General features: G+C 68.6%; 19 protein-coding genes and 1 tRNA gene. 5 read left to right on the plus strand and 15 right to left on the minus strand.

Annotated elements, in window-relative coordinates; translation table 11 throughout:
• Positions 1–57 precede the first annotated feature (57 nt).
• The 7 genes from tgt to gyrA form a co-directional block, all read right to left on the minus strand.
• Positions 58–1,212, minus strand: a complete 1,155-nt coding sequence (gene tgt / locus AC1PZ7_RS13755) for a tRNA guanosine(34) transglycosylase Tgt (RefSeq protein WP_482355777.1) — start codon at positions 1,210–1,212, stop codon at positions 58–60.
• Positions 1,209–2,294: a tRNA preQ1(34) S-adenosylmethionine ribosyltransferase-isomerase QueA gene (gene queA, locus AC1PZ7_RS13760; RefSeq protein ID WP_482355778.1), complete on the minus strand. Its 1,086-nt coding sequence runs from the start codon at positions 2,292–2,294 to the stop codon at positions 1,209–1,211. Before queA ends, tgt begins: the two co-directional genes overlap by 4 nt.
• Positions 2,295–2,416: 122 nt before the next feature.
• The gene (locus AC1PZ7_RS13765; protein WP_482355779.1) at positions 2,417–2,875 is read right to left on the minus strand and encodes a peptidylprolyl isomerase; all 459 of its coding nucleotides are present in this window, start codon (positions 2,873–2,875) and stop codon (positions 2,417–2,419) included.
• A gap of 78 nt (positions 2,876–2,953) precedes the next feature.
• Entirely contained in the window at positions 2,954–3,520 is a 567-nt protein-coding gene (locus AC1PZ7_RS13770) for a peptidylprolyl isomerase (RefSeq protein WP_482355780.1), read from the minus strand.
• A 42-nt stretch (positions 3,521–3,562) separates the two neighbouring features.
• Entirely contained in the window at positions 3,563–4,063 is a 501-nt protein-coding gene (gene coaD / locus AC1PZ7_RS13775; RefSeq protein WP_482359650.1) for a pantetheine-phosphate adenylyltransferase, read from the minus strand.
• A 100-nt stretch (positions 4,064–4,163) separates the two neighbouring features.
• A complete protein-coding gene (locus AC1PZ7_RS13780; RefSeq protein ID WP_482355781.1) occupies positions 4,164–4,745 on the minus strand; it encodes an LOG family protein in 582 nt (193 codons plus the stop codon).
• 83 nt (positions 4,746–4,828) lie between these two features.
• Positions 4,829–7,588 (minus strand): DNA gyrase subunit A, encoded by a 2,760-nt coding sequence (gene gyrA / locus AC1PZ7_RS13785; protein WP_482355782.1) that lies wholly within the window; start codon positions 7,586–7,588, stop codon positions 4,829–4,831.
• Positions 7,589–7,875: 287 nt separating this feature from the next.
• Between gyrA and AC1PZ7_RS13790 the strand changes: the two genes are divergently transcribed.
• The gene (locus AC1PZ7_RS13790; protein ID WP_482355783.1) at positions 7,876–8,502 is read left to right on the plus strand and encodes a MarC family protein; all 627 of its coding nucleotides are present in this window, start codon (positions 7,876–7,878) and stop codon (positions 8,500–8,502) included.
• 4 nt (positions 8,503–8,506) lie between these two features.
• On the opposite strand, the gene AC1PZ7_RS13795 is transcribed toward AC1PZ7_RS13790, so the two are convergent.
• From AC1PZ7_RS13795 to ssb, 3 genes are all read right to left on the minus strand, one after another.
• A complete protein-coding gene (locus tag AC1PZ7_RS13795; RefSeq protein WP_482355784.1) occupies positions 8,507–9,154 on the minus strand; it encodes a hypothetical protein in 648 nt (215 codons plus the stop codon).
• Between the two features lie 138 nt (positions 9,155–9,292).
• Positions 9,293–9,691, minus strand: a complete 399-nt coding sequence (locus AC1PZ7_RS13800) for a DUF2306 domain-containing protein (RefSeq protein WP_482355785.1) — start codon at positions 9,689–9,691, stop codon at positions 9,293–9,295.
• A gap of 150 nt (positions 9,692–9,841) precedes the next feature.
• Entirely contained in the window at positions 9,842–10,393 is a 552-nt protein-coding gene (ssb, locus tag AC1PZ7_RS13805; protein WP_482355786.1) for a single-stranded DNA-binding protein, read from the minus strand.
• A 260-nt stretch (positions 10,394–10,653) separates the two neighbouring features.
• Between ssb and AC1PZ7_RS13810 the strand changes: the two genes are divergently transcribed.
• The gene (locus tag AC1PZ7_RS13810) at positions 10,654–10,809 is read left to right on the plus strand and encodes a hypothetical protein (protein WP_482355787.1); all 156 of its coding nucleotides are present in this window, start codon (positions 10,654–10,656) and stop codon (positions 10,807–10,809) included.
• 98 nt (positions 10,810–10,907) lie between these two features.
• Complete coding sequence (gene uvrA / locus AC1PZ7_RS13815; protein ID WP_482355788.1) at positions 10,908–13,811, plus strand: excinuclease ABC subunit UvrA; 2,904 nt, start codon at positions 10,908–10,910, stop codon at positions 13,809–13,811.
• A gap of 237 nt (positions 13,812–14,048) precedes the next feature.
• Here uvrA and AC1PZ7_RS13820 read toward each other — a convergent pair whose 3' ends face one another.
• Positions 14,049–15,131 carry a COX15/CtaA family protein gene (locus AC1PZ7_RS13820; RefSeq protein WP_482355789.1) on the minus strand — a complete coding sequence of 361 codons (1,083 nt, stop codon included), beginning with the start codon at positions 15,129–15,131 and terminating at the stop codon, positions 14,049–14,051.
• 155 nt (positions 15,132–15,286) lie between these two features.
• On the opposite strand from AC1PZ7_RS13820, the gene AC1PZ7_RS13825 reads away from it, so the two are divergent.
• Positions 15,287–15,529: a DUF2842 domain-containing protein gene (locus AC1PZ7_RS13825; protein ID WP_482355790.1), complete on the plus strand. Its 243-nt coding sequence runs from the start codon at positions 15,287–15,289 to the stop codon at positions 15,527–15,529.
• A gap of 15 nt (positions 15,530–15,544) precedes the next feature.
• Here the strand turns inward: AC1PZ7_RS13825 and AC1PZ7_RS13830 are convergent, their stop codons facing one another.
• From AC1PZ7_RS13830 to AC1PZ7_RS13840, 3 genes are all read right to left on the minus strand, one after another.
• Positions 15,545–17,020, minus strand: a complete 1,476-nt coding sequence (locus tag AC1PZ7_RS13830) for a tyrosine-protein kinase family protein (RefSeq protein WP_482355791.1) — start codon at positions 17,018–17,020, stop codon at positions 15,545–15,547.
• A 91-nt stretch (positions 17,021–17,111) separates the two neighbouring features.
• A tRNA-Pro gene (locus AC1PZ7_RS13835) sits at positions 17,112–17,189 on the minus strand.
• Positions 17,190–17,210: 21 nt separating this feature from the next.
• On the minus strand, positions 17,211–17,738 hold the full coding sequence (locus AC1PZ7_RS13840; RefSeq protein WP_482355792.1) for a GNAT family acetyltransferase: 528 nt from the start codon (positions 17,736–17,738) through the stop codon (positions 17,211–17,213).
• A 136-nt stretch (positions 17,739–17,874) separates the two neighbouring features.
• On the opposite strand from AC1PZ7_RS13840, the gene AC1PZ7_RS13845 reads away from it, so the two are divergent.
• Entirely contained in the window at positions 17,875–18,540 is a 666-nt protein-coding gene (locus tag AC1PZ7_RS13845) for a nitroreductase family protein (protein ID WP_482355793.1), read from the plus strand.
• Here AC1PZ7_RS13845 and amaB read toward each other — a convergent pair.
• Entirely contained in the window at positions 18,513–20,057 is a 1,545-nt protein-coding gene (gene amaB / locus AC1PZ7_RS13850) for an L-piperidine-6-carboxylate dehydrogenase (RefSeq protein ID WP_482355794.1), read from the minus strand. The two genes, AC1PZ7_RS13845 and amaB, sit on opposite strands and share 28 nt — an antisense overlap.
• Between the last annotated feature and the right edge of the window lie 182 nt (positions 20,058–20,239).

Genomic DNA, 20,239 nt, shown 5'->3' on the forward strand with positions numbered 1-20,239 from the left:
CCCGGCCTCGTGCCGGGCATGACTTTTTCGGGCGTTATCCCGGCAGGAGAAACAGGATCAGCGCGCCGCGATATCCCCGCGCGCCCAGCCTTCCTTGACCTCGGCCTTGAACGCCTCGAAGCGTCCCTGCGCGATGGCGGCGCGGATGCCGGCCATCAGGCTCTGGTAATAGGCGAGGTTCACCCAGGTCAGCAGCATCGAGCCGAGCATCTCGTCGCAGCGCACGAGGTGGTGCAGATAGGCGCGGGAATAGTCGCGCGCCGCCGGGCAGTCGCTTTCCTCGTCGAGCGGGCGCGGGTCCTCGGCGTGGCGGGCGTTCTTCAGGTTGATCCTGCCGAAGCGGGTGAAGGCCTGCGCGTGGCGGCCGGCGCGCGTCGGCATCACGCAGTCGAACATGTCGACACCGCGCGCCACGCTCTCGATGATGTCGTCCGGCGTGCCCACCCCCATCAGGTAGCGCGGCTTGCCCATGGGCAGGATCGGCGCCACCACTTCCAGCATCGCCAGCATCACCGCCTGCGGCTCGCCGACCGCGAGCCCGCCGATGGAGTAGCCGGGGAAGTCGATAGCGACGAGCCCGCGCGCGGATTCCTCGCGCAGCACCGCGTCGTCGCCGCCCTGCACGATGCCGAACAGCGCCCTGCCCTTCGGCTGCGCCTCGAACGCCTTCTTGGAGCGCTCGGCCCAGCGCAGCGACAGGCGCAGCGCGCGGGCGATCTCCTCCTTGCTGGCGGGCAGCCGCACGCATTCGTCGAGCTGCATCTGGATGTCGGAGCCGAGCAGGCCCTGGATCTCGATGGAGCGTTCGGGCGTCAGCTCGTGATAGGCGCCGTCGATATGCGAGCGGAAGGTGACGCCCTTCTCGCTCATCTTGCGCAGCGCCGCCAGCGACATGACCTGGAAGCCGCCGGAATCGGTGAGGATCGGGTGAGGCCAGCGCATCAGCGCGTGCAGCCCGCCGAGCGCCGCCACCCGCTCGGCGCCGGGACGCAGCATCAGGTGATAGGTGTTGCCGAGCAGGATGTCGGCGCCGAGCTCGCGCACCTGCTCGGGGTACATGCCCTTCACCGTGCCGGCGGTGCCGACCGGCATGAAGGCCGGCGTGCGCACGACGCCGCGCGGCGTGACGACCTCGCCGAGGCGGGCCGCGCCGTCGGTGGCGTGCAGGCGGTAGTGGAAATCGGTCTGTTCGCGAGTGTCGGGATTATTCATGGCCGGGCTTGTGGCAGCAAAAGGCAGGCGTCGCCATAGGAATAGAAGCGGTAGCCGGCGTGAATCGCGTGCGCATAGGCGCGCTTCTGGCTCTCGTGGCCGATGAAGGCGGCCACCAGCATCACCAGTGTCGAGCGCGGCAGGTGGAAATTGGTCAGCATGCCGTCGATGAAGCGGAAGCGGCTGCCGGGGGTGATGAAGATGTCGGTCTCGCCGCGCCACGCGCCGAGCCTGCCGTCATCGGCGGCCGCGCTCTCGATGAGCCGCGTCGCCGTGGTGCCGACGGTGACCACCCGGCCGCCGCGCGCCTTCACGGCGTTGAGCGCGGCGGCGGTCTCAAGGGACACCTCGCCCCATTCGGCATGCATGCGGTGATCGCTGGTGTCGTCGGCCTTCACCGGCAGGAAGGTGCCGGCGCCGACATGCAGGGTCACGCGATGGGTGCTGACGCCGCGCGCTTCCAGCCGCGCGATCAGCTCGGGCGTGAAATGCAGGCCGGCGGTGGGCGCGGCGACGGAGCCCTCATGGCTCGCGAACATGGTCTGGTAGTCGGCGCGGTCCAGCGCATCGTCCGGCCGCTTGGCGGCGATATAGGGCGGCAGCGGGATATGGCCGATGGCGGCGATGGCGGCGTCGAGCGCGGGACCCGAGGCCGCGAAGCGCAGCGTCACCTCGCCGCCCTCGCCTTTCGCCGCGATGGCGGCGGCGAGCGTTCCCGAGCCGTCGGCGGAGGCGAATTCGATCGTATCGCCGACCGCCAGCCGCTTGCCGGGGCGCGCCAGCGCCAGCCAGGTGTCGGGGGCGAGCCGCTTGTGCAGCATCGCTTCCACCTTCACCCCCTCGCCCTGCGAGGAGGCGCGGCGGCGGATGCCGTCGAGCCGGGCGGGGAAGACACGGGTGTCGTTCACCACCAGCGCGTCGCCCGGCGCCAGAAGGTCGGGCAGGTCGCGCACCTGCGCGTCGGCGAGTTCCGGCGTGGCGCCGGGACGCACGACCAGCATGCGCGCCGCGTCGCGCGGCGAGGCGGGACGCAGCGCGATGCATTCGGGCGGAAGATGAAAATCGAACAGGTCGACGCGCATGATGTCGTGCCGTCCTCCCGGACGCCGCGCAGGCGCGCGCCGGGACCGGGCACCCTTTCATAAGACGATCCCGGCGCGCGCGGATGCGCGGCCGGGATGACGCCGTGTCGGGACGAACGCGATCAGGCGGAAACGGTCGCCTTGACGATCTTGTCCGGGTTCTGCACCGGCTCGCCGCGCTTGATCTTGTCGACGTTCTCCATGCCCTCGGTCACCTCGCCCCAGACGGTGTACTGGCCGTCGAGGAAGCCGGCGTCGCCGAAGCAGATGAAGAACTGGCTGTCGCCGGAATCGGGATGCTGGGCGCGGGCCATGGAGACCGTGCCGCGCACGTGGCGGCCCTTGTTGAACTCTGCCTTCAGGTTCTTGCCCGAGCCGCCGCGGCCGGTGCCGGTCGGATCGCCGGTCTGCGCCATGAAGCCCTCGATCACGCGGTGGAACACCACGCCGTCATAGAAGCCCTGCTTGGCCAGCTCGGCGATGCGCGCGACATGGCCGGGCGCCAGATCGGGGCGGAAGCGGATCTTGACCGGACCCTGCGTGGTTTCGAGCAGCAGCGTGGTTTCGGCGGTATCGGTCATTTTACTCTCCTTGCGAATGATATACGCGGGCCGGCGTCATTTCACGCCCGCGCGGCGTCACTTGACGTCCACGCGGCGTCACTTGACGTCCGCTGCCACCTTCATCGAGATGATCTTGTCCGGGTTCTGCACCGGCTCGCCGCGCTTGATCTTGTCGACGTTCTCCATGCCGGAGACGACCTGGCCGATGACGGTGTACTGGCCGTTCAGGAACGAGGCGTCGCCGAAGGTGATGAAGAACTGCGAATTGGCGCTGTTCGGGGCGGAAGCGCGGGCCATGCCCACCGTGCCGCGCTTGAAGGGCACGTTGGAGAACTCGGCCGGCAGGTTGGGATAGCGCGAGCCGCCCGTGCCGTTGCCGTACTGGCCGTCGCCGGTCTGGGCCATGAAGCCCTCGATGACGCGGTGGAACGGCACGTTGTCATAATAGCCCTCGCGCGCCAGCGTCTTGATGCGCTCGGCGTGCTGGGGGGCGAGGTCGGCGCGCAGCACGAAGATCACCGGACCCTTGGTGGTCTGCATGATGATGGCGTTCTGCGGATCGACATTCGGCGGCAGCTTGGGGGCCTGCGCCGCGGCCGGCGCGATGGCCGCGACGGCCAGCGCACAGACGAGGGCGAAGGCGGCGGTGAGGCTTCGGATCATTTATATGAACTCCGTTGAGCAATGGCGGACCGGCGTCCGCCGCTAGCCGGCGCGGTCGAACCGGGCCCTGAGGCGGATTTGTACGGCGGGCGGCACGAAGGCGGACACGTCGCCGCCCATGGCAGCGATCTGCCGGACCAGAGTGGCGGTGATGGGGCGGGCGATCGGCGAGGCCGGAAGAAAGACCGTCTGCACGCGCGGTTTCAGCACCGCGTTCATGCCGGCCATCTGCATTTCGTAGTCGAGATCGGTGCCGTCGCGCAGGCCGCGGATCAGCAGGCTGGCGCCCTGCGCCTCGGCGGCGTCGACGACGAGATTGTCGAAGGTGACACAGTCGAACGCGGCTCCCTCCTCGCGGGCGATCGGCTCGAACACCTCGCGCAGCATCTCCAGCCGCTCCGCCGGCGTGAACAGCGGCGCCTTGCCGGGATGGACGCCGACGCCGACGACCAGCCGGTCGGCCAGCCGCGCGGCGGCGCGCGCCACCTCGGCATGGCCGTTGGTCGGCGGATCGAACGAGCCGGGATAGAAGGCGGTGCGCATCGCGCTCATAGGGTGCCCCTCGGTGCGCGGCAAGGGTTAGCGGCCTCCCGCGACGGACGCAAGCACAACGGGCACCGGCCGGGCGTCGCTGTTGCCGATCTCAGCGTTCCTCGCGCCCGATCCATTTGGTGACGGCCGGCGCCCGATAGGCGCGCAGCCGGGCCAGCAGATCGTCCGGCCGGTCGGCGACGAGCAGCATGTCGCGATGGGCGGCGCGCAGGAACCCCTCCTCCACCATGTGGTCGACGAAGCCGAGAAGACGCGTGTAATAGCCCGCCACGTCGAGCACGGCGCAGGGCTTGTCGTGGCTGCCGAGCTGCGCCCAGGTCCACACCTCGAACAGCTCCTCCAGCGTGCCGATGCCGCCCGGCAGGGCGACGAAGCCGTCGGCAAGCTCGGCCATCAGCGCCTTGCGCTCGTGCATGGAGGCGACGACGCGCAGGTCGCCGAGGCCGGAATGGGCGATCTCCTTCTCGACGAGATGGCGCGGGATGACCCCGATGACCTCGCCGCCCGCCGCCAGCGCGGCATCGGCCACGCGCCCCATCAGCCCAACCGCGGCGCCGCCATAGACGAGGCCGATGCCCTCGCGGGCGAGCGCGGTGCCGAGCGCCGTCGCCGCCTCGGCATAGGCCGGGCGATGGCCGGCATTGGAGCCGAGAAAGACACAGACGCGACGCATGTCATGGCCCTCAAACGGCAGCGGCGCCGTGGCCGGCGCCGCTCCACTGTCCGATCGATTTGCCTGCGGGTGGAGCCGGCGGATCAGTCCGCCGCCTCCTCGCCGAGGCTTTCCTCGCCGTCTTCCTCGGTCACGCGCTCGACCGAGACGACCTTTTCGTCCTCGGCGGTATCGAACACGATCACGCCCTGGCTGCCGCGTCCGACGATGCGGATGCCGTTGACCGGGCAGCGGATGAGCTGGCCGCCATCGGTGACCAGCATGATCTGGTCGCCCTCCTCCACCGGGAAGGAGGCGATCAGCGGCCCGTTGCGCTCGTTGACCGCCATGGCGACGATACCCTTGCCGCCGCGCCGCGTGGTCCGGTATTCATAGGACGAGGTGCGCTTGCCGTAGCCATTCTCCGACAGGGTGAGGATGAACTGCTCGGCCGCGCTCATCGTGATGTAGCGGGCCTGATCGAAGGACGCGGCGTCGCCGCCGGTCTCGACCTCCTCCAGAGCGTCCTCGACCTCCATGTCGGTGACGTCCTCGACCTCGGTGCCGCTCTGCGCGCGGCGGACCGCATTGGCGCGCTTGATGTACTCGGCGCGCTCCTCGGCCGAGGCGTCGACATGGTGGATGATCGCCATCGAGATGAGGCGGTCGCCGGCCTCGAGCTGCACGCCGCGCACGCCCATGGAATCGCGGCCCTTGAACACGCGCACCTCGGTGGCGGGGAAGCGGATGCACTGGCCGTTGGCGCTGGTGAGCAGCACGTCGTCGGCCTCGGTGCAGAGCTGCACGTCGGCGATCGACTCGCCCTCCTCCAGCTTCATCGCGATCTTGCCGTTCCGGTTCACATTGGTGAAATCGGAAAGCTCGTTGCGCCGCACCGTGCCGGAGGTGGTGGCGAACATGATCTGTAGCCGGCTCCACGCCTCCTCATCCGGCAGCGCCATGATCGAGGTGATGCGCTCGCCCTCGGTGAGCGGCAGGATGTTGACCAGCGCCTTGCCGCGCGCCTGCGGCGCGGCGATGGGCAGGCGCCACACCTTGAGCTTGTAGACCTGCCCCTTGGAGGAGAAGAACAGCACGGGCGCGTGGGTCGAGGCGACGAAGAGACGGGTGACGAAATCCTCGTCGCGCGTCTGCATGGCCGAACGGCCCTTGCCGCCACGCCGCTGCGCCCGATAGGTCGACAGCGGGACGCGCTTTACATAGCCGGCATGGGAAACGGTGACGACCATGTCCTCGCGGGCGATGAGGTCCTCGTCCTCGAAGTCGCCTTCCGCCTCGGTGATCTCGGTCTTTCGCGGCGTGCCGAATTCCGCTTTCACCGCAAGGAGTTCGTCCTTGACAATGGTGCGGATGCGCTCGCGGCTGGCGAGGATGTCGAGATAGTCGCGGATCTCGACGGCGATCTTGTCGAGCTCGTCGGCGACCTCGTCGCGGCCCAGCGCGGTGAGGCGCTGCAGGCGCAGCTCCAGGATGGCGCGGGCCTGTTCTTCCGAGAGGCGATAGGTGTTGTCATCGGCCAGTCGATGGCGCGGGTCGTCGATCAGCGCGATCAGCGGCGCCACGTCCATGGCGGGCCAGTGCCGCGTCATCAGCGCCTCGCGGGCGGATGCCGGATCGGGCGAGGTGCGGATGGTGTGGATGATCTCGTCAATGTTCGCGACGGCGATGGCGAGGCCCACCAGCACATGGGCGCGGTCGCGCGCCTTGCGCAGCAGGAATTTTGTGCGCCGGCTAACAACATCTTCCCGGAAGATCACGAAGGCCGACAGCAGGTCGTGCAGCGTCATCAGTGCCGGCTTGCCGCCGTTGAGCGCCACCATGTTGGCGCCGAACGAGGTCTGCAGCGCGGTCATGCGGTAGAGATTGTTCAGCACGACGTCGGCCTGGGCGTCGCGCTTGATCTCGAACACGATCCGCATGCCCTCGCGCGAGGATTCGTCGCGAATCTCGGCGATGCCTTCGAGCCGCTTGTCGCGCACCAGTTCGGCGATGCGCTCGATCATCGTCGCCTTGTTCACCTGATAGGGAATCTCGGTGACGATGATGGCGTCGCGGTCCTTGCGCAGCTCCTCGATGGTGGCGCGGGCGCGCATGACGATGGAGCCGCGACCGGTAAGGTAGGCCTGCCGGATGCCGCTGCGCCCGAGGATGAGCGCGCTGGTGGGGAAATCCGGGCCGTGGATGTAGTCCAGCAGCCGCTCGATCTCGAGCGCCGGGTCGTCGATGAGTGCGATGCAGGCGTCCACCACCTCGCCGAGATTATGCGGCGGGATGTTGGTCGCCATGCCGACGGCGATGCCGCCGGCGCCGTTGACCAGCAGGTTCGGGACGCGTGCCGGCAGCACGACCGGCTCCTGCTCGCGGCCGTCATAATTGTCCTGGAAGTCGACCGTGTCCTTGTCGAGGTCGTCCAGCAGCGTCATCGCCGGCTTGGCGAGGCGCACCTCGGTGTAGCGTTCGGCCGCCGGCGGGTCGCCGTCGACGGAGCCGAAATTGCCCTGCCCGTCGATCAGCGGCAGGCGCATGGAGAAATCCTGCGCCAAGCGCACCAGCGCGTCGTAGATCGCCTGGTTGCCGTGCGGATGGTACTTGCCCATCGTGTCGCCGGTGACGCGGGCGGATTTGTTGTAGGGCCGGTCGGGCGTGTAATTGTTCTCGCGCATCGAGAACAGGATGCGGCGGTGCACCGGCTTCAGGCCGTCTCGCACATCCGGCAGGGCGCGCGAGACGATGACGCTCATCGCGTAATCGAGATAGCTGCGCGACAGTTCTTCGGTGATCGAGACGGGCCGGATATCCGAAGGGCCGCCGCCCTCCGGCTTGATCGTATCGGAATCGGACAAGGAATCGTCTTTCCGTGGTTGCGGAACAGGTGGCCCTGTGTAGCCGATTCCGCTCTTCGACGCCAGCTAAACGACAATTTAGCGGGCCCGAAAAAACGTTATAATACAAAGCCTTACAATGACGTTTCCGCAGTGCCGGCGGAACGTGGCGGAAGCGTGGCGGCGGGAGCTGCCGACCGTCGCCAAAAGCGCCCTTGGCATGCCAGGCGGAGCGCGGTCTTATGAAGGCACGGCGGGGTCCGTCGGCCAGGACGCCGGTGCGGATCAGGCGGGGAAGAGGTAGGATCGTGCTGGATTATGTCTTCTCCGCCGTGGTCACGATGCTGGTCGTGATCGACCCGATCGGGCTGGCGCCGCTCTTCCTCGCCGTGACCAACGACCTGACGGGCTCCGAGCGGCGCCTGGTGGCCTGGCGCTCGTCCATCATCGCGCTGGCCGTCATGACCGTGTTCGGCCTTGTCGGCGCGCCGCTGCTGGCGGCGCTCGGCATCACCCTGCCGGCCTTCCGCATCGCCGGCGGGCTGCTGCTGTTCACCATTTCCTTCGAGATGGTGTTCGGCCGGCGTACCGAGCGCAAGTTTGACGCCACCGAGGTCGCCCTGCGCGAGAAGCTGCTGCGCACCCTCGCCGTCTTCCCGTTGGCCATTCCGCTGATGGCCGGCCCCGGCGCCATCACCGCCATGCTGCTGCTGGCCGGCGAGGCGAAGGGCGATCCGATGCGGCTGGCGGCGCTGTTCGCCATCACCGCCCTGGTGATCGGCAGCTGCCTCGCGGTCTTCCTCGCCGCCGAACGCATGGACAGGCTGCTCGGCGTCACCGGCAACGTCATCCTGTCGCGCCTGCTCGGCATCGTGCTGGCGGCACTGGCGGTGCAGTTCGTGATCGACGGGATACGGGCGTCGTTCCTGAACTGACGGCCTACTGGCCGCAGCCCTTTCGCGGAGCTGCGCGAACCGGGCCGGCGGCATCCCTCATGCGTTGCACCAGCGCTGGATCGGCGCCCCACGCGCAATAGGCCGCGATGTCGGCGTAGAGCGCCTGAAACTGCTCCGCCGATGGCGACGCCGGCAGCGCGACAAGCAGGCGCCGGATCTCGTCGATGTTCCACAGCGTGGGGTGGCGGGCATAGAGTTCATCGAGCGTTGCCCGGGCGGCGGCGACATCGCCGTCCAGCAACTGCAGGAATGCCCGGTCATATCCGGTTCGCGAGGCGCCTCCGGTCTTTTCGGAGATGATGGTGGCCTCGATGAAACGTTCGTAGCGGTAGAGAAGCTGTTCGAGCGCCGTGATCTTCTGCGCGTCGTTCCAATCCGGCGTGACCTTGATCACCGCGAGAAGGGCGTTGAGGACCTCGCGCGAATCGTCCGTCAGCTGAACCGAGACTTCGAGCTTGTCGTATTTGATGCTCGCCGTGTTCTGCAGCAGGGCGCCTATCGGCTGGCTGAACAAATAGACGAAGCCGACCAGGGCGCCGAGGATCAGGCACCTGAAGACGAAGGAGAAGAGAGTGGCCCGCCCCTCGCGCGAGGCGGGTGGCGGATTTTCGGAAACGGCCGGGTCGCTCATGACACTCCTCCACGTTCCGTTGGCGGAGAAGAGTACCATGTTAACGGCGCGCTACAATCGTTGGTTGCCGTGTATGCAATTATAGATTGCGTTCAGAATCCGTCCTCGTTGCGGTCCCGCCGGTTCGGCGCGCCCTTCTCACGAGCCGAACAGCACCTGATGCATGATGCGGCCAGGCCAGAAGGTGAACAGGCCGGCCAGAACCAGTCCCCAACAGAACAGGCCGGCCATCCCCGCGGCGTGGCGGGCAACCTCGCCCCGATGGGCCCGGATGAGCGCCATGGGAAGCGCCCACACGACGAACAGCGAGAGCAGATGGATCGGCCCGAACGGCCCGAACCAGCGCATCTGGTGGATCCAGAACGAGGACAGCGCCACCGTCGCCATCAGCCCGGACCAGAGCCAGCCGAACGCGCGATGCGGCAGCGTGCCCTTCGGCGCGGCAAGCTGCACGGCCCCCAGCCCCAGCGCGGCGAGGGCGCTGAAGGCGTGGAGGCGGATCGCCGGCGAAGCGTCAAGCAATGGTGCGAGGTTCATGCGGCAACCCACCCGACGGTTCGCTCGCCCGCAGCAGTACTCACCCGCAGGCGCGCGCCTGCCAGCGGCGCGGGCCCATGCCCTCGCGGAAGGAAGCCCCCCTCGATCGGCTCCCCCGGAAGCGATCCGGCGGGAGCCGGTCACTCCGGTTCAGAACGGAATTTCGTCGTCGAGATCGCCGCCGCCACTGGAACCGCCGCCGAACGTGCCGCCGCCGCTCCCGCTGCTGGCCGCCGCCGGTCTGCGCTCGCCGCCGAAGGAACGCCCGCTGCTCGATCCGCCGCCGCCGGATCCCGCGCCAAAGCCGCTGCCGGCGCTATAGTCGTCGCCGCTCTCGGAGCCGCCGCCGCTGCGGCTGTCGAGAATGGTGAGCTCGCCGCGGAAGGGCCGCAGCACCACCTCGGTGAAATAGCGCTCGCCGCCGTTCTGGTCGGTCGCCTTGCGGGTCTCGATCTGGCCTTCGATATAGACCTTGGAGCCCTTGCGCAGATACTGCTCGGCGACCCGCAGCAGGTTCTCGTTGAAGATCACCACGCTGTGCCACTCGGTGCGCTCCTTGCGCTCGCCCGACGCCTTGTCGCGCCAGGTTTCCGAGGTGGCGATGCGCAAATTGCACACCCGCCCGCCATTCTGGAACGTGCGCACTTCCGGATCGCGGCCGAGATTGCCGATCAGGATCACCTTGTTGACGCTGCCCGCCATCTTGTCCTCCGAAACAGTCGGACGCCCGCCGTGGCGCGCGCTCTAAAAAGGGAACGCATCCTAGACCAGCCGGCATCGCCCGGCACGGTGGTCGGACGCTTGTCCACATATTGCGCCGCCAAAGCGGGGCGCGTCAAATACGTTCTTGTTATGTTCCTAGCATTGCGTCTAGTCTGGTGCAAGAGCGCCGAGTCGCTCATTGCGAAGTGCCGGAGCGAGACTATGTTTACTTCGCGTTCTCAAGGGAGCTTCGTCCCATCATGACCCATATGCGCAACCGCCCGCGCGCCCGCGCCATCGCCATCCGCGCCGAGGAAGCCCGTCAGGTGCTGATCCGCCGCGCCTTTCTCGCCGTAGCCGGTGGATTGGTCGTGGCGGCCGGCCTCGCCGCCGTACTGAACGGCGTCGGGGGCTGATCCCCGCGCCGGGCGGTCCTTTTCTCGGGAGTGCGCCGCCCCGGAAGCGATGTATCTGGCGTAGCTGCCCGTAGAGAAACCGGCGAGAAGAGTTCGGAATGAAGGACCGCGTGGATATCCCGCGCCGCGATGCCCGTACGATTGCGATCCGCGGCGCGCGCGAGCACAACCTCAAGAATGTCGATCTCGAGATCCCGCGCGACAGCCTCGTGGTGTTCACCGGGCTGTCGGGCTCGGGCAAGTCGTCGCTCGCCTTCGACACCATCTATGCCGAGGGCCAGCGGCGCTATGTCGAGAGCCTGTCGGCCTATGCCCGCCAGTTCCTGGAGATGATGCAGAAGCCGGACGTCGACCAGATCGACGGCCTGTCGCCGGCCATTTCCATCGAGCAGAAGACCACCTCGAAGAATCCGCGCTCGACGGTCGGCACCGTCACCGAGATCTACGACTATATGCGCCTGCTCTGGGCGCGGGTCGGCGTGCCCTATTCGCCGGCCACCGGCCTGCCGATCGAGAGCCAGACGGTCAGCCAGATGGTCGACCGCGTACTCGCTTTGCCGGAGAAGGCGCGCCTCTATCTGCTGGCGCCGGTGGTGCGCGGGCGCAAGGGCGAGTACCGCAAGGAACTCGCCGAGTTCCAGAAGAAGGGCTTCCAGCGGGTCAAGGTCGACGGCGAGTTCCACGAGATCGCCGAGGCGCCGGCGCTGGACAAGAAGTTCAAGCACGACATCGACGTGGTGGTGGACCGCCTCGTCGTGCGCCCGGACATCGCCAGCCGCCTCGCCGATTCCTTCGAGACGGCGCTCGGCCTTGCCGACGGCATCGCGGTGATCGAGTTCGCCGACGAGAAGGAAGAGAACGGCGAGCCGCGCCGCATCGTCTTCTCCGAGAAGTTCGCCTGCCCGGTCTCCGGCTTCACCATTTCCGAGATCGAGCCGCGGCTGTTCTCCTTCAACAATCCGTTCGGCGCCTGCCCGACCTGCGACGGGCTCGGCCATGAGAGCAAGATCGACCCGGACCTCATCGTGCCGGACAAGTCGCGCTCGCTGAAGCAGGGCGCCATCGCGCCGTGGGCGAAGTCGACCTCGCCCTATTACGGCCAGACGCTCGACGCCATCGCCCGCCATTACGGGGTGAAGCTGACCGTGCCGTGGGCGGACCTGCCGGAGAAGGTGCAGAAGGTGATCCTGCACGGCTCCGGGCCGGACGTGATCCGCTTCGTCTATGACGACGGCATGCGAGCCTACGAGACCTCCAAGACCTTCGAGGGCATCGTCACCAATCTGGAGCGGCGCTGGCGCGAGACCGAGAGCGACTGGGCGCGCGAGGAGATCGGCAAGTATTTCTCCGCCGTGCCTTGCGCCGCCTGCGATGGCTACCGCCTGAAGCCCGAGGCGCGGGCGGTGAAGATCGCCGGCCGGCACATCGGCCAGGCGGCCGAGCTTTCGGTGCGCACCGCGCTCGACTGGTTCGCCGCCCTGCCCGGCCAGCTCACCGACAAGCAGAACGAGATCGCCGCGCGCATCCTCAAGGAAATCCGCGAGCGCCTCGCCTTCCTGCTCGATGTCGGGCTGGACTATCTCACCCTGGCCCGCGCCTCCGGCACGCTGTCGGGCGGCGAGAGCCAGCGCATCCGCCTCGCCTCGCAGATCGGCTCGGGGCTGACCGGGGTGCTCTATGTGCTGGACGAACCCTCCATCGGCCTGCACCAGCGCGACAATGAGCGGCTGCTCGGCACGCTGCGCCGGCTGCGCGACCTCGGCAACACGGTGATCGTGGTCGAGCATGACGAGGACGCGATCCTCGCCGCCGATTATGTCGTCGATGTCGGCCCCGGCGCCGGCGTGCATGGCGGGCGCATCGTCGCCCAGGGCACGCCGCAGGAAATCCTCGCCAACCCGAACTCGCTCACCGGCAAATACCTGACCGGCGAGTTGACGGTGCCGGTGCCAAGGCGCCGCAAGCCGGACCGCAAGCGCCTGCTGCGCGTGGTCAATGCGCGCGCCAACAACCTGAAGAACGTCACCGCGGAGATTCCGCTCGGCCTGTTCACCGCCGTCACCGGCGTGTCCGGCGGCGGCAAGTCGACGCTGCTGGTCGACACGCTCTACCGCGCCGTGGCACGCCGGCTCAACGGCGCCTCCGAGCCGCCCCTCGCCCATGACGGGCTGGAGGGGCTGGAGCACCTCGACAAGGTGATCGACATCGACCAGTCGCCGATCGGCCGCACGCCGCGCTCGAACCCGGCGACCTATACCGGCGCCTTCACGCCGATCCGCGAATGGTTCTCCGGCCTGCCGGAGGCGAAGGCGCGCGGCTACGGGCCCGGGCGCTTCTCCTTCAACGTCAAGGGCGGGCGCTGCGAGGCGTGCCAGGGCGACGGCGTCATCAAGATCGAGATGCACTTCCTGCCCGACGTCTACGTCACCTGCGACGTCTGCAAGGGCAAGCGCTACAACCGCGAGACGCTGGAAGTCACCTTCAAGAACAAGTCGATCGCCGACGTGCTCGACATGACGGTCGACGAGGGGGCCGAGTTCTTCAAGGCGGTGCCGGCGGTGCGCGACAAGCTGGAGACGCTGGCCCGCGTCGGGCTCGGCTACATCCATGTCGGCCAGCAGGCCAACACGCTGTCGGGCGGCGAGGCGCAGCGGGTGAAGCTCTCCAAGGAGCTCTCCAAGCGCGCCACCGGCCGCACGCTCTACATTCTCGACGAGCCGACCACCGGCCTGCATTTCCACGACGTCGCCAAGCTTCTTGAAGTGCTGCACGAGCTGGTCGAGCAGGGCAATACGGTGGTGGTGATCGAGCACAATCTCGAAGTCATCAAGACCGCCGACTGGGTCATCGACCTCGGGCCGGAAGGCGGCGACGGTGGCGGCGAGATCGTCGCGGCGGGGCCGCCGGAGGTGATCGCCAAGGCTGAGCGCAGCCATACCGGCCGCTTCCTCGCCGAGGTTCTGGCGCGGCGGCCGCTGAAGCCGCGCAGCGCGGCGGAATAGGCGCGGCCCGCCGGCCGTCGCTGGCGCGCAACGTCATCCCGGACGGTTCGCAGGACCGATCCGGGATCGTTCCCCCTGCAGAAGGTCATCCCGGACGGTCGGCAGGACCGATCCGGGATCGTCCTCCAGCCTCTCCGCAGCCGGATGAAGAAGCAGCCGGACGGCGGCGGAATTGCAGCTTGAGGTGGCAGCAGCGATTGCAGCGCCCTCGGCAGCCTGCGCCGCAGCGTGGCGCGCTTACGCGCCTTGCCTGAGCCGCACCAGATGTACCGTCACCGCGATCAGCACCAGCGTCGCGCCGAACTGGTGCGCCAGGGCGATGTCGATCGGCACCTGGTGGATCAGCGTCAGCACGCCGAGGGTGGCCTGGGCGAGCACCAGCAGGAGGATCAGCCCGGCGCGCCGGGCCACGGCTCCGCGCACCCGCCGCGCGCCGATCCAGTGCCCCAGCGCCAGTGCGACGAGCACATAGGCGACGGTGCGGTGGTTGAACTGCACGGTGAGGACGTTCTCGAAGAAATTGCGCCAAACGGGTTGCTGGACAAGAAGATTCTCGATCGGCGGCATGATCTTGCCGTCGATCAGCGGCCAGGTCGTGTAGGTCAGGCCGGCATCCAGGCCGGCGACCAGCCCGCCGAGGAAGATCTGCACCAGCACGACGATCAGCAGCAGCCGCGCCATGCCGCGGACGGTGTCCGGCACGCCCGGCGCCGGCCGCGCCGGCTTCAGCGTGGTCGCCACCGCGACCGTGGCGGCGAGGATGATGCAGGCGAGCGTCAGATGCGTCGCGAGCCGGTACTGGCTCACATCGACCCGATGCACGAGGCCGGAGGCCACCATCCACCAGCCGACCGCCCCCTGCAGCCCGCCGAGCACGAACAATCCGCCGAGTTTCCAGCGTAATGGACGGTCGATCAGCCCGCGCCAGAGAAAAAATAGGAAGGGAACAAGAAAAACAAAGCCGATGAGCCGGCCGAGAAGCCTATGTCCCCATTCCCACCAGAAGATGTACTTGAACTCGGCGAGGCTCATGCCCCGGTTGATCTGCTGGTACTGCGGAATCTGCCGATATTTGTCGAACTCGGCCTGCCACGCGCTGTCGCTCAGCGGCGGCAGGGTGCCGGTCACCGGCTTCCATTCGGTGATGGAGAGGCCGGATTCGGTGAGCCGCGTGGCGCCGCCGACCACCACCATCAGCACGATCAGCGCCGCTACGGCGTAGAGCCACAGGCGCACCGGCCGCAGCCGGTCCTTCCCAGCCTTCTCGATGTCCCCACCGGCCGAGATGGCGGCGTGCGTTGCGACATGGTCGTGAGCCATGGGCCTGCGCTCCCTGCAATGGCGTCCGCCCGCCCCTCGGCCGCCGCGCGCCGGGCGGCTTCCTCCCGGGCGCCGCGAGCGATATAGAGGCGGGCGCCCACATGCAACGGGACTCTTTGTCCCGCGCGCCGCCCTCGTCCTGCCGGAGCCCGCTCATGACCGCCCCCCGCACTGGCATGTCCGCCCGCCTGCGCAAGTTCATCGGCACGGTTCTGATGGTCGTGCTGGTGCTGGCCTGGGCGCTCGGCGCCATGGCGCTGGCGCAGGGACGCGTCACCACCCTGCCCGCCTTCTGGCAGTTCGTCGCCTATGTGATCCTGGGGGCCGGCTGGATCGTGCCGGCCGGCTGGCTCATACGCTGGATGCAGAAATACGCCCGTCGCCCCGACACTCTGTGATGGCGCTGTCCCGTCTCACGCGGCGCGCGACAGGGCATTCTCCGCGCCTTCCGGCGTGAAGCTGATCATGGCGATCTCGCCAAACCCCTGAGCCGCCAGCGCATCGAAGGCCTGAACCGCATCGGTCGCCATGCCGCCGGGCTGCGTCACCAGAATCGTCGTCGGTCCCAGCGCGGCGATGCGGTCGGCGCCCTCCACGCCGCCGAGCGGCGGCGCCGCTACCACGACGTGGTCATAGGTGTGCTTCAGAGCCGTGAGGATGAGCGGCAGCCGGTCGGAGGCGACGAGGCCGCCGGATTCGCGGGCGCCGCGCCCCGGCGGAATGACGTGGCAGCGCGAGGCGTTCTCGCGATGGATGGCCTCGGAGAAGCTGGCGACGCCGAACAGCAGGTCGGTCAGGCCCGGTGCGCGCGGGTCGCCGGTGAGCTGTTCGAGGGTGTCGACCGCCATGTCGAGGCAGACGAGGACCACCCGCCGCTCGGCGGCGACCGCCAGCGACCGGCCGAGTGCCACGGCGCAGCGGGCAATCGATTCGTCGGCGCGGGTTCCCGTCACGATCACCAGCCGGGCGGCCGGGCCGCGCAATTCGATCAGCCGGGAGAGATCGGCCAGCTCACGCTCGCGCGACAGCAGCCGCAGCGACGTCGACATCTCGGCATTGCCGGGATAGCCCCCATCCGAAGCGCCGATCCAGGGCAGGTGCTGGTGCGAGGGCGGCGCGGTCTCCGGCATGGGCACGGCGCCCACCTCCTGCCCGGCCCAGGCATTGCGGCGGCGGGTCCAGGCCTGGAAGCCGAAGACCAGCAGGAAGGTGCCGATGCCGGCGGCAAGGCTGGAGATCAGCGGTGTCGGCCAGCGCGGCGCGGAGGCGGGCACCGCCGAGGCGACGATTCGACCCGGTGTGATCGCCGGCCCGTTCGGATCCATGTTGAACGGTCCGCGGCTCTCGCGCAGTTCGACATAGGTCGCGGCGAAGGCATTGGCGACGTCGGCCGAAAGCCGGGCATCGGGCGAAACGAAGTCGATGGAAATCTGTCCGCCGCCGATCTCGCGCGTGGTCAGGCCACGCTCAACGGTGCGCAGCGCCAGCGTCTCGCGTGAGCTGGGGGCGGCTTCCGGCAGCATGGCGAAGCCGGCCAGCCGCAGCGCGGCGCCGGAGAGCGCGCCGGTGGCGGCGTCGACCGGCGCGGCGAGGCGCCTGGCGAGCCGGTGGCTTTCGATCACCTGGCGGGCGAAGTCGCGCGAGGAAAGCACCTGAACGCCGTCGCTGCCGGCGACCGCGTTGCGGCTGTCGATCCACAGGCGGGCTTCTGCCTGATAGCGCGGGGTGGAGACCTGGCTCGTCACGCCGCCGACGAGGAGGCCGGCCAGAGCGGGGGCGAGCATATGGCGGAGCAGGCGTCCCGCACGGGCCCGCCGAATCGGTTCGGCCGGCGTCGCTGCCTCATCGGCCGTCGCCGTCTCCGGGGAGATTTCGCTCTGATCCATCATGGTGCCCATTAGGCACCGTCATGGTTTCCACCGTGTTAAAGCGGATTGATGCGTCGCGGGCTGTGTATCCGGCCCATGATCGGGCGCGGAATGGTCGGAGCGAGAGGATTTGAACCTCCGACCCCTAGTCCCCCAGACTAGTGCGCTAACCGGGCTGCGCTACGCTCCGACGCCGCGAGGCGCCGTCTGTCTAGCCATTTGCCGGTCGCGATGCAAGCCGGCCGTCGCCTCCGGTCGATTCCTCCCCATCTTGCTTGGTGTCCGGCTCGGGGCCGACCTGCTTTTCGGTCGCCGCGCTGAGGCGCTGGAAGACGCCGAGGGAGACCAGCGTGACGCAGCCCGCCAGCACCAGAAGCGCGGCGTACTTCACGTCGGGCACCTCCTCGCGCGCGGTCTCGAAGACCAGCACAAGCGCCTCGAGGAAAATGGCGATGATGATGGTCGAGACGAACTTGGTCAGCCCGCGCCGGGCGTCGGCGGCGGTGCGCTTTTCCCGCCCGGCCGGCACTTCCTCCTCGAAGAAGTACTTGGCGACGTCGAACAGCGCGATGGCGACGATGAGATAGCCCACGGCGCCGAGCAGCGACTGGTGCAGCCGGGCCTCGCCAGCCAGACTCTCGCGGAGCACGACATAGGGCGCGTAGACCAGAAGCGTAGCGGCGACCGCCATCAGGGCGCAGGCGGCGACGGCGAAGACCAGGCGGATGACGAGGCTCATGCGGGGCTCCACGCCACGGTGCGGCGGTAACTAGGGCGAGGCCTCGCGCCGGCAAGCGGGGATCACGATGCGCGGGGGTGCCATGCGGCACCGCGTGGGCCATATGATGGAGCACCACCGGACCCGGAAACGCGCCATGAACCATCACAGCCACGGCCAGCCCCTGCCCGCCGACGACGGCGCGCCGCCGCTGGAGACCACACTCTCGCAGGAGATGCTGGCACGGCTCGAATCGCGGCGCTCCGCCCCGCTGCGCGGCCTCGTCGAGCCCGGCCCGACGCCGCAGGAGCTCGAGCGCCTGCTGCAGCTCGCCGTCCGCGTACCGGATCACGGCCGTCTCGCGCCGTGGCGGCTCATTGTGATCGAAGGCGAGGCGAGGCGCGCCCTCGGCGTCCGGCTCGATCAGCTCTATGCCCGACAGAATCCCTACCTGCCGGCCGCCAAGGCGGACATGTGGACGCTGTATCTGCTGCGCGCGCCGGTGACGGTCGTGCTGGTCAGCCGGCCGGACCGCTCGTCCAAGGTGCCGGAGTGGAATCAGGCCCTGTCGGCAGGTGCGGCCGGAATGGCGCTGACCGTCGCCGCCTCCGCGATGGGATTCGCCACGCAATGGCTGCTCAAATGGCCGGGCCGCGATCCGGAGGCCGCGGCGCTCGTCGGCGTGGCGCCGGGGGAAAAGGTCGCCGGCTTCATCCATATCGGTCGACCGGTGCGCACGAACGAGGACCGGCCGCGGCCGGTCCTCGACGAGGTGGTGCGCTTCTGGACGCCCGATCAGTCGATGTCGAACGACACGCCCTGAGCCAGCGGCAGCGAGCGCGAATAGTTGATGGTGTTGGTGGCACGCCGCATATAGGCCTTCCACGCATCCGAGCCGGACTCGCGCCCGCCGCCGGTTTCCTTCTCGCCGCCGAAGGCGCCGCCGATCTCGGCGCCCGAGGGGCCGATATTGACGTTGGCGATGCCGCAATCCGAGCCTTCGGCCGAGAGGAAGGTCTCCGCCTCGCGCAGGTCATTGGTGAAGATGGACGAGGACAGCCCCTGCGGCACGCCGTTGTGCAGCTTGATCGCCTCCGGCAGACCGGTGCAGCGCAGGACATAGAGGATCGGCGCGAAGGTCTCGTGCTTCACGACGTCGATCTGCTCGTCGATCTCGACCAGCGCCGGCCGGACGTAATAGGCGTCCGGCCATTGCGCCGCGTTCACGCGCTCGCCGCCGTGGATGCGGGCCCCGGCGGCGCGGGCGGCCTCCAGCGCCTTCTGCATGCCCTCATAGGCGGCGGCGTCGATCAGCGGGCCGATCAGCGTGCCGGCCTCGCGCGGGTCGCCGATGCCGACCGAGCCATAGGCCTTTGCCAGACGCGGCACGAGGGTGTCGTAGACGCTCTCATTGACGATGAGGCGGCGCAGCGTGGTGCAGCGCTGGCCGGCGGTGCCCATGGCGGCGAAGGCGATGCCGCGCAGGGCGAGGTCGAGATCGGCCGAGGGGCAGACGATGGCGGCGTTGTTGCCGCCGAGTTCGAGAATGGAGCGGCCGAAACGGCGCGCCACGCGCTCGCCGACGATGCGGCCCATGCGCGTCGAGCCGGTCGCCGAGACGAGCGGCACGCGGGGATCGTCGGTCAGCGCCGCGCCGACCTCGGCGCCACCGACGAGAAGCTGCGAGAGCCCCTCCGGCGCGCCGCCGAAGGCCACCGCCGCGCGCTCGAACAGCGCCTGCACGGCCAGCGCGGTGAGCGGCGTCTTCTCGGAGGGCTTCCACAGCACGCTGTTGCCGCACACCAGCGCCAGCGCCGTGTTCCACGACCACACCGCGACGGGAAAGTTGAAGGCGGTGATGATGCCGACCGGGCCGATCGGATGCCAGGTCTCCATCATCCGGTGGCCGGGACGCTCGGAGGCGATGGTGAGACCGTAGAGTTGGCGCGACAGGCCGACGGCGAAGTCGCAGATGTCGATCATCTCCTGCACCTCGCCGAGGCCTTCGGAGACGATCTTGCCGGCTTCCAGTGTCACCAGCCGGCCGAGCTCGGCCTTGTGGGCGCGCAGTTCCTCGCCAAGCAGACGGACCAGTTCGCCGCGCCGGGGTGCCGGCACGGTCCGCCACGCCTCGAAGGCGGCCACGGAGCGATCGACCGCATGGGCGACATCGTCGGCGCCGGCCTCGGCGACATGGGCGACCACCTCGCCGGTGATCGGCGAGCGGACGGGCCGGGTGCCATTGCGCCAGCTGGAATCGGGCACGCCGAGGGTTCGCAACAGGTGCGCGACCTCGTTGGCAACCGGCTCCTGGACCTTGTGCGTCTCGTTCGTCGCCATCGTCACGCTCCTCATGGAATGGGCTCTTGCCTTGGCGCGCTCAATAGCACCGGCGGGCCCGTGAAATCCATCATGGCTTTGGACGAAGATCCATGTCGCCAATATCCGAGAGCATTATCCCGGACCTCTCCCAAAGGTTCTCGAAGCGTACAAAATCAACGGGTTAACGTCTCGGCTACAGC

The sequence above is a fragment of the Ancylobacter sp. TW_SC_1 genome, assembly GCF_056836805.1.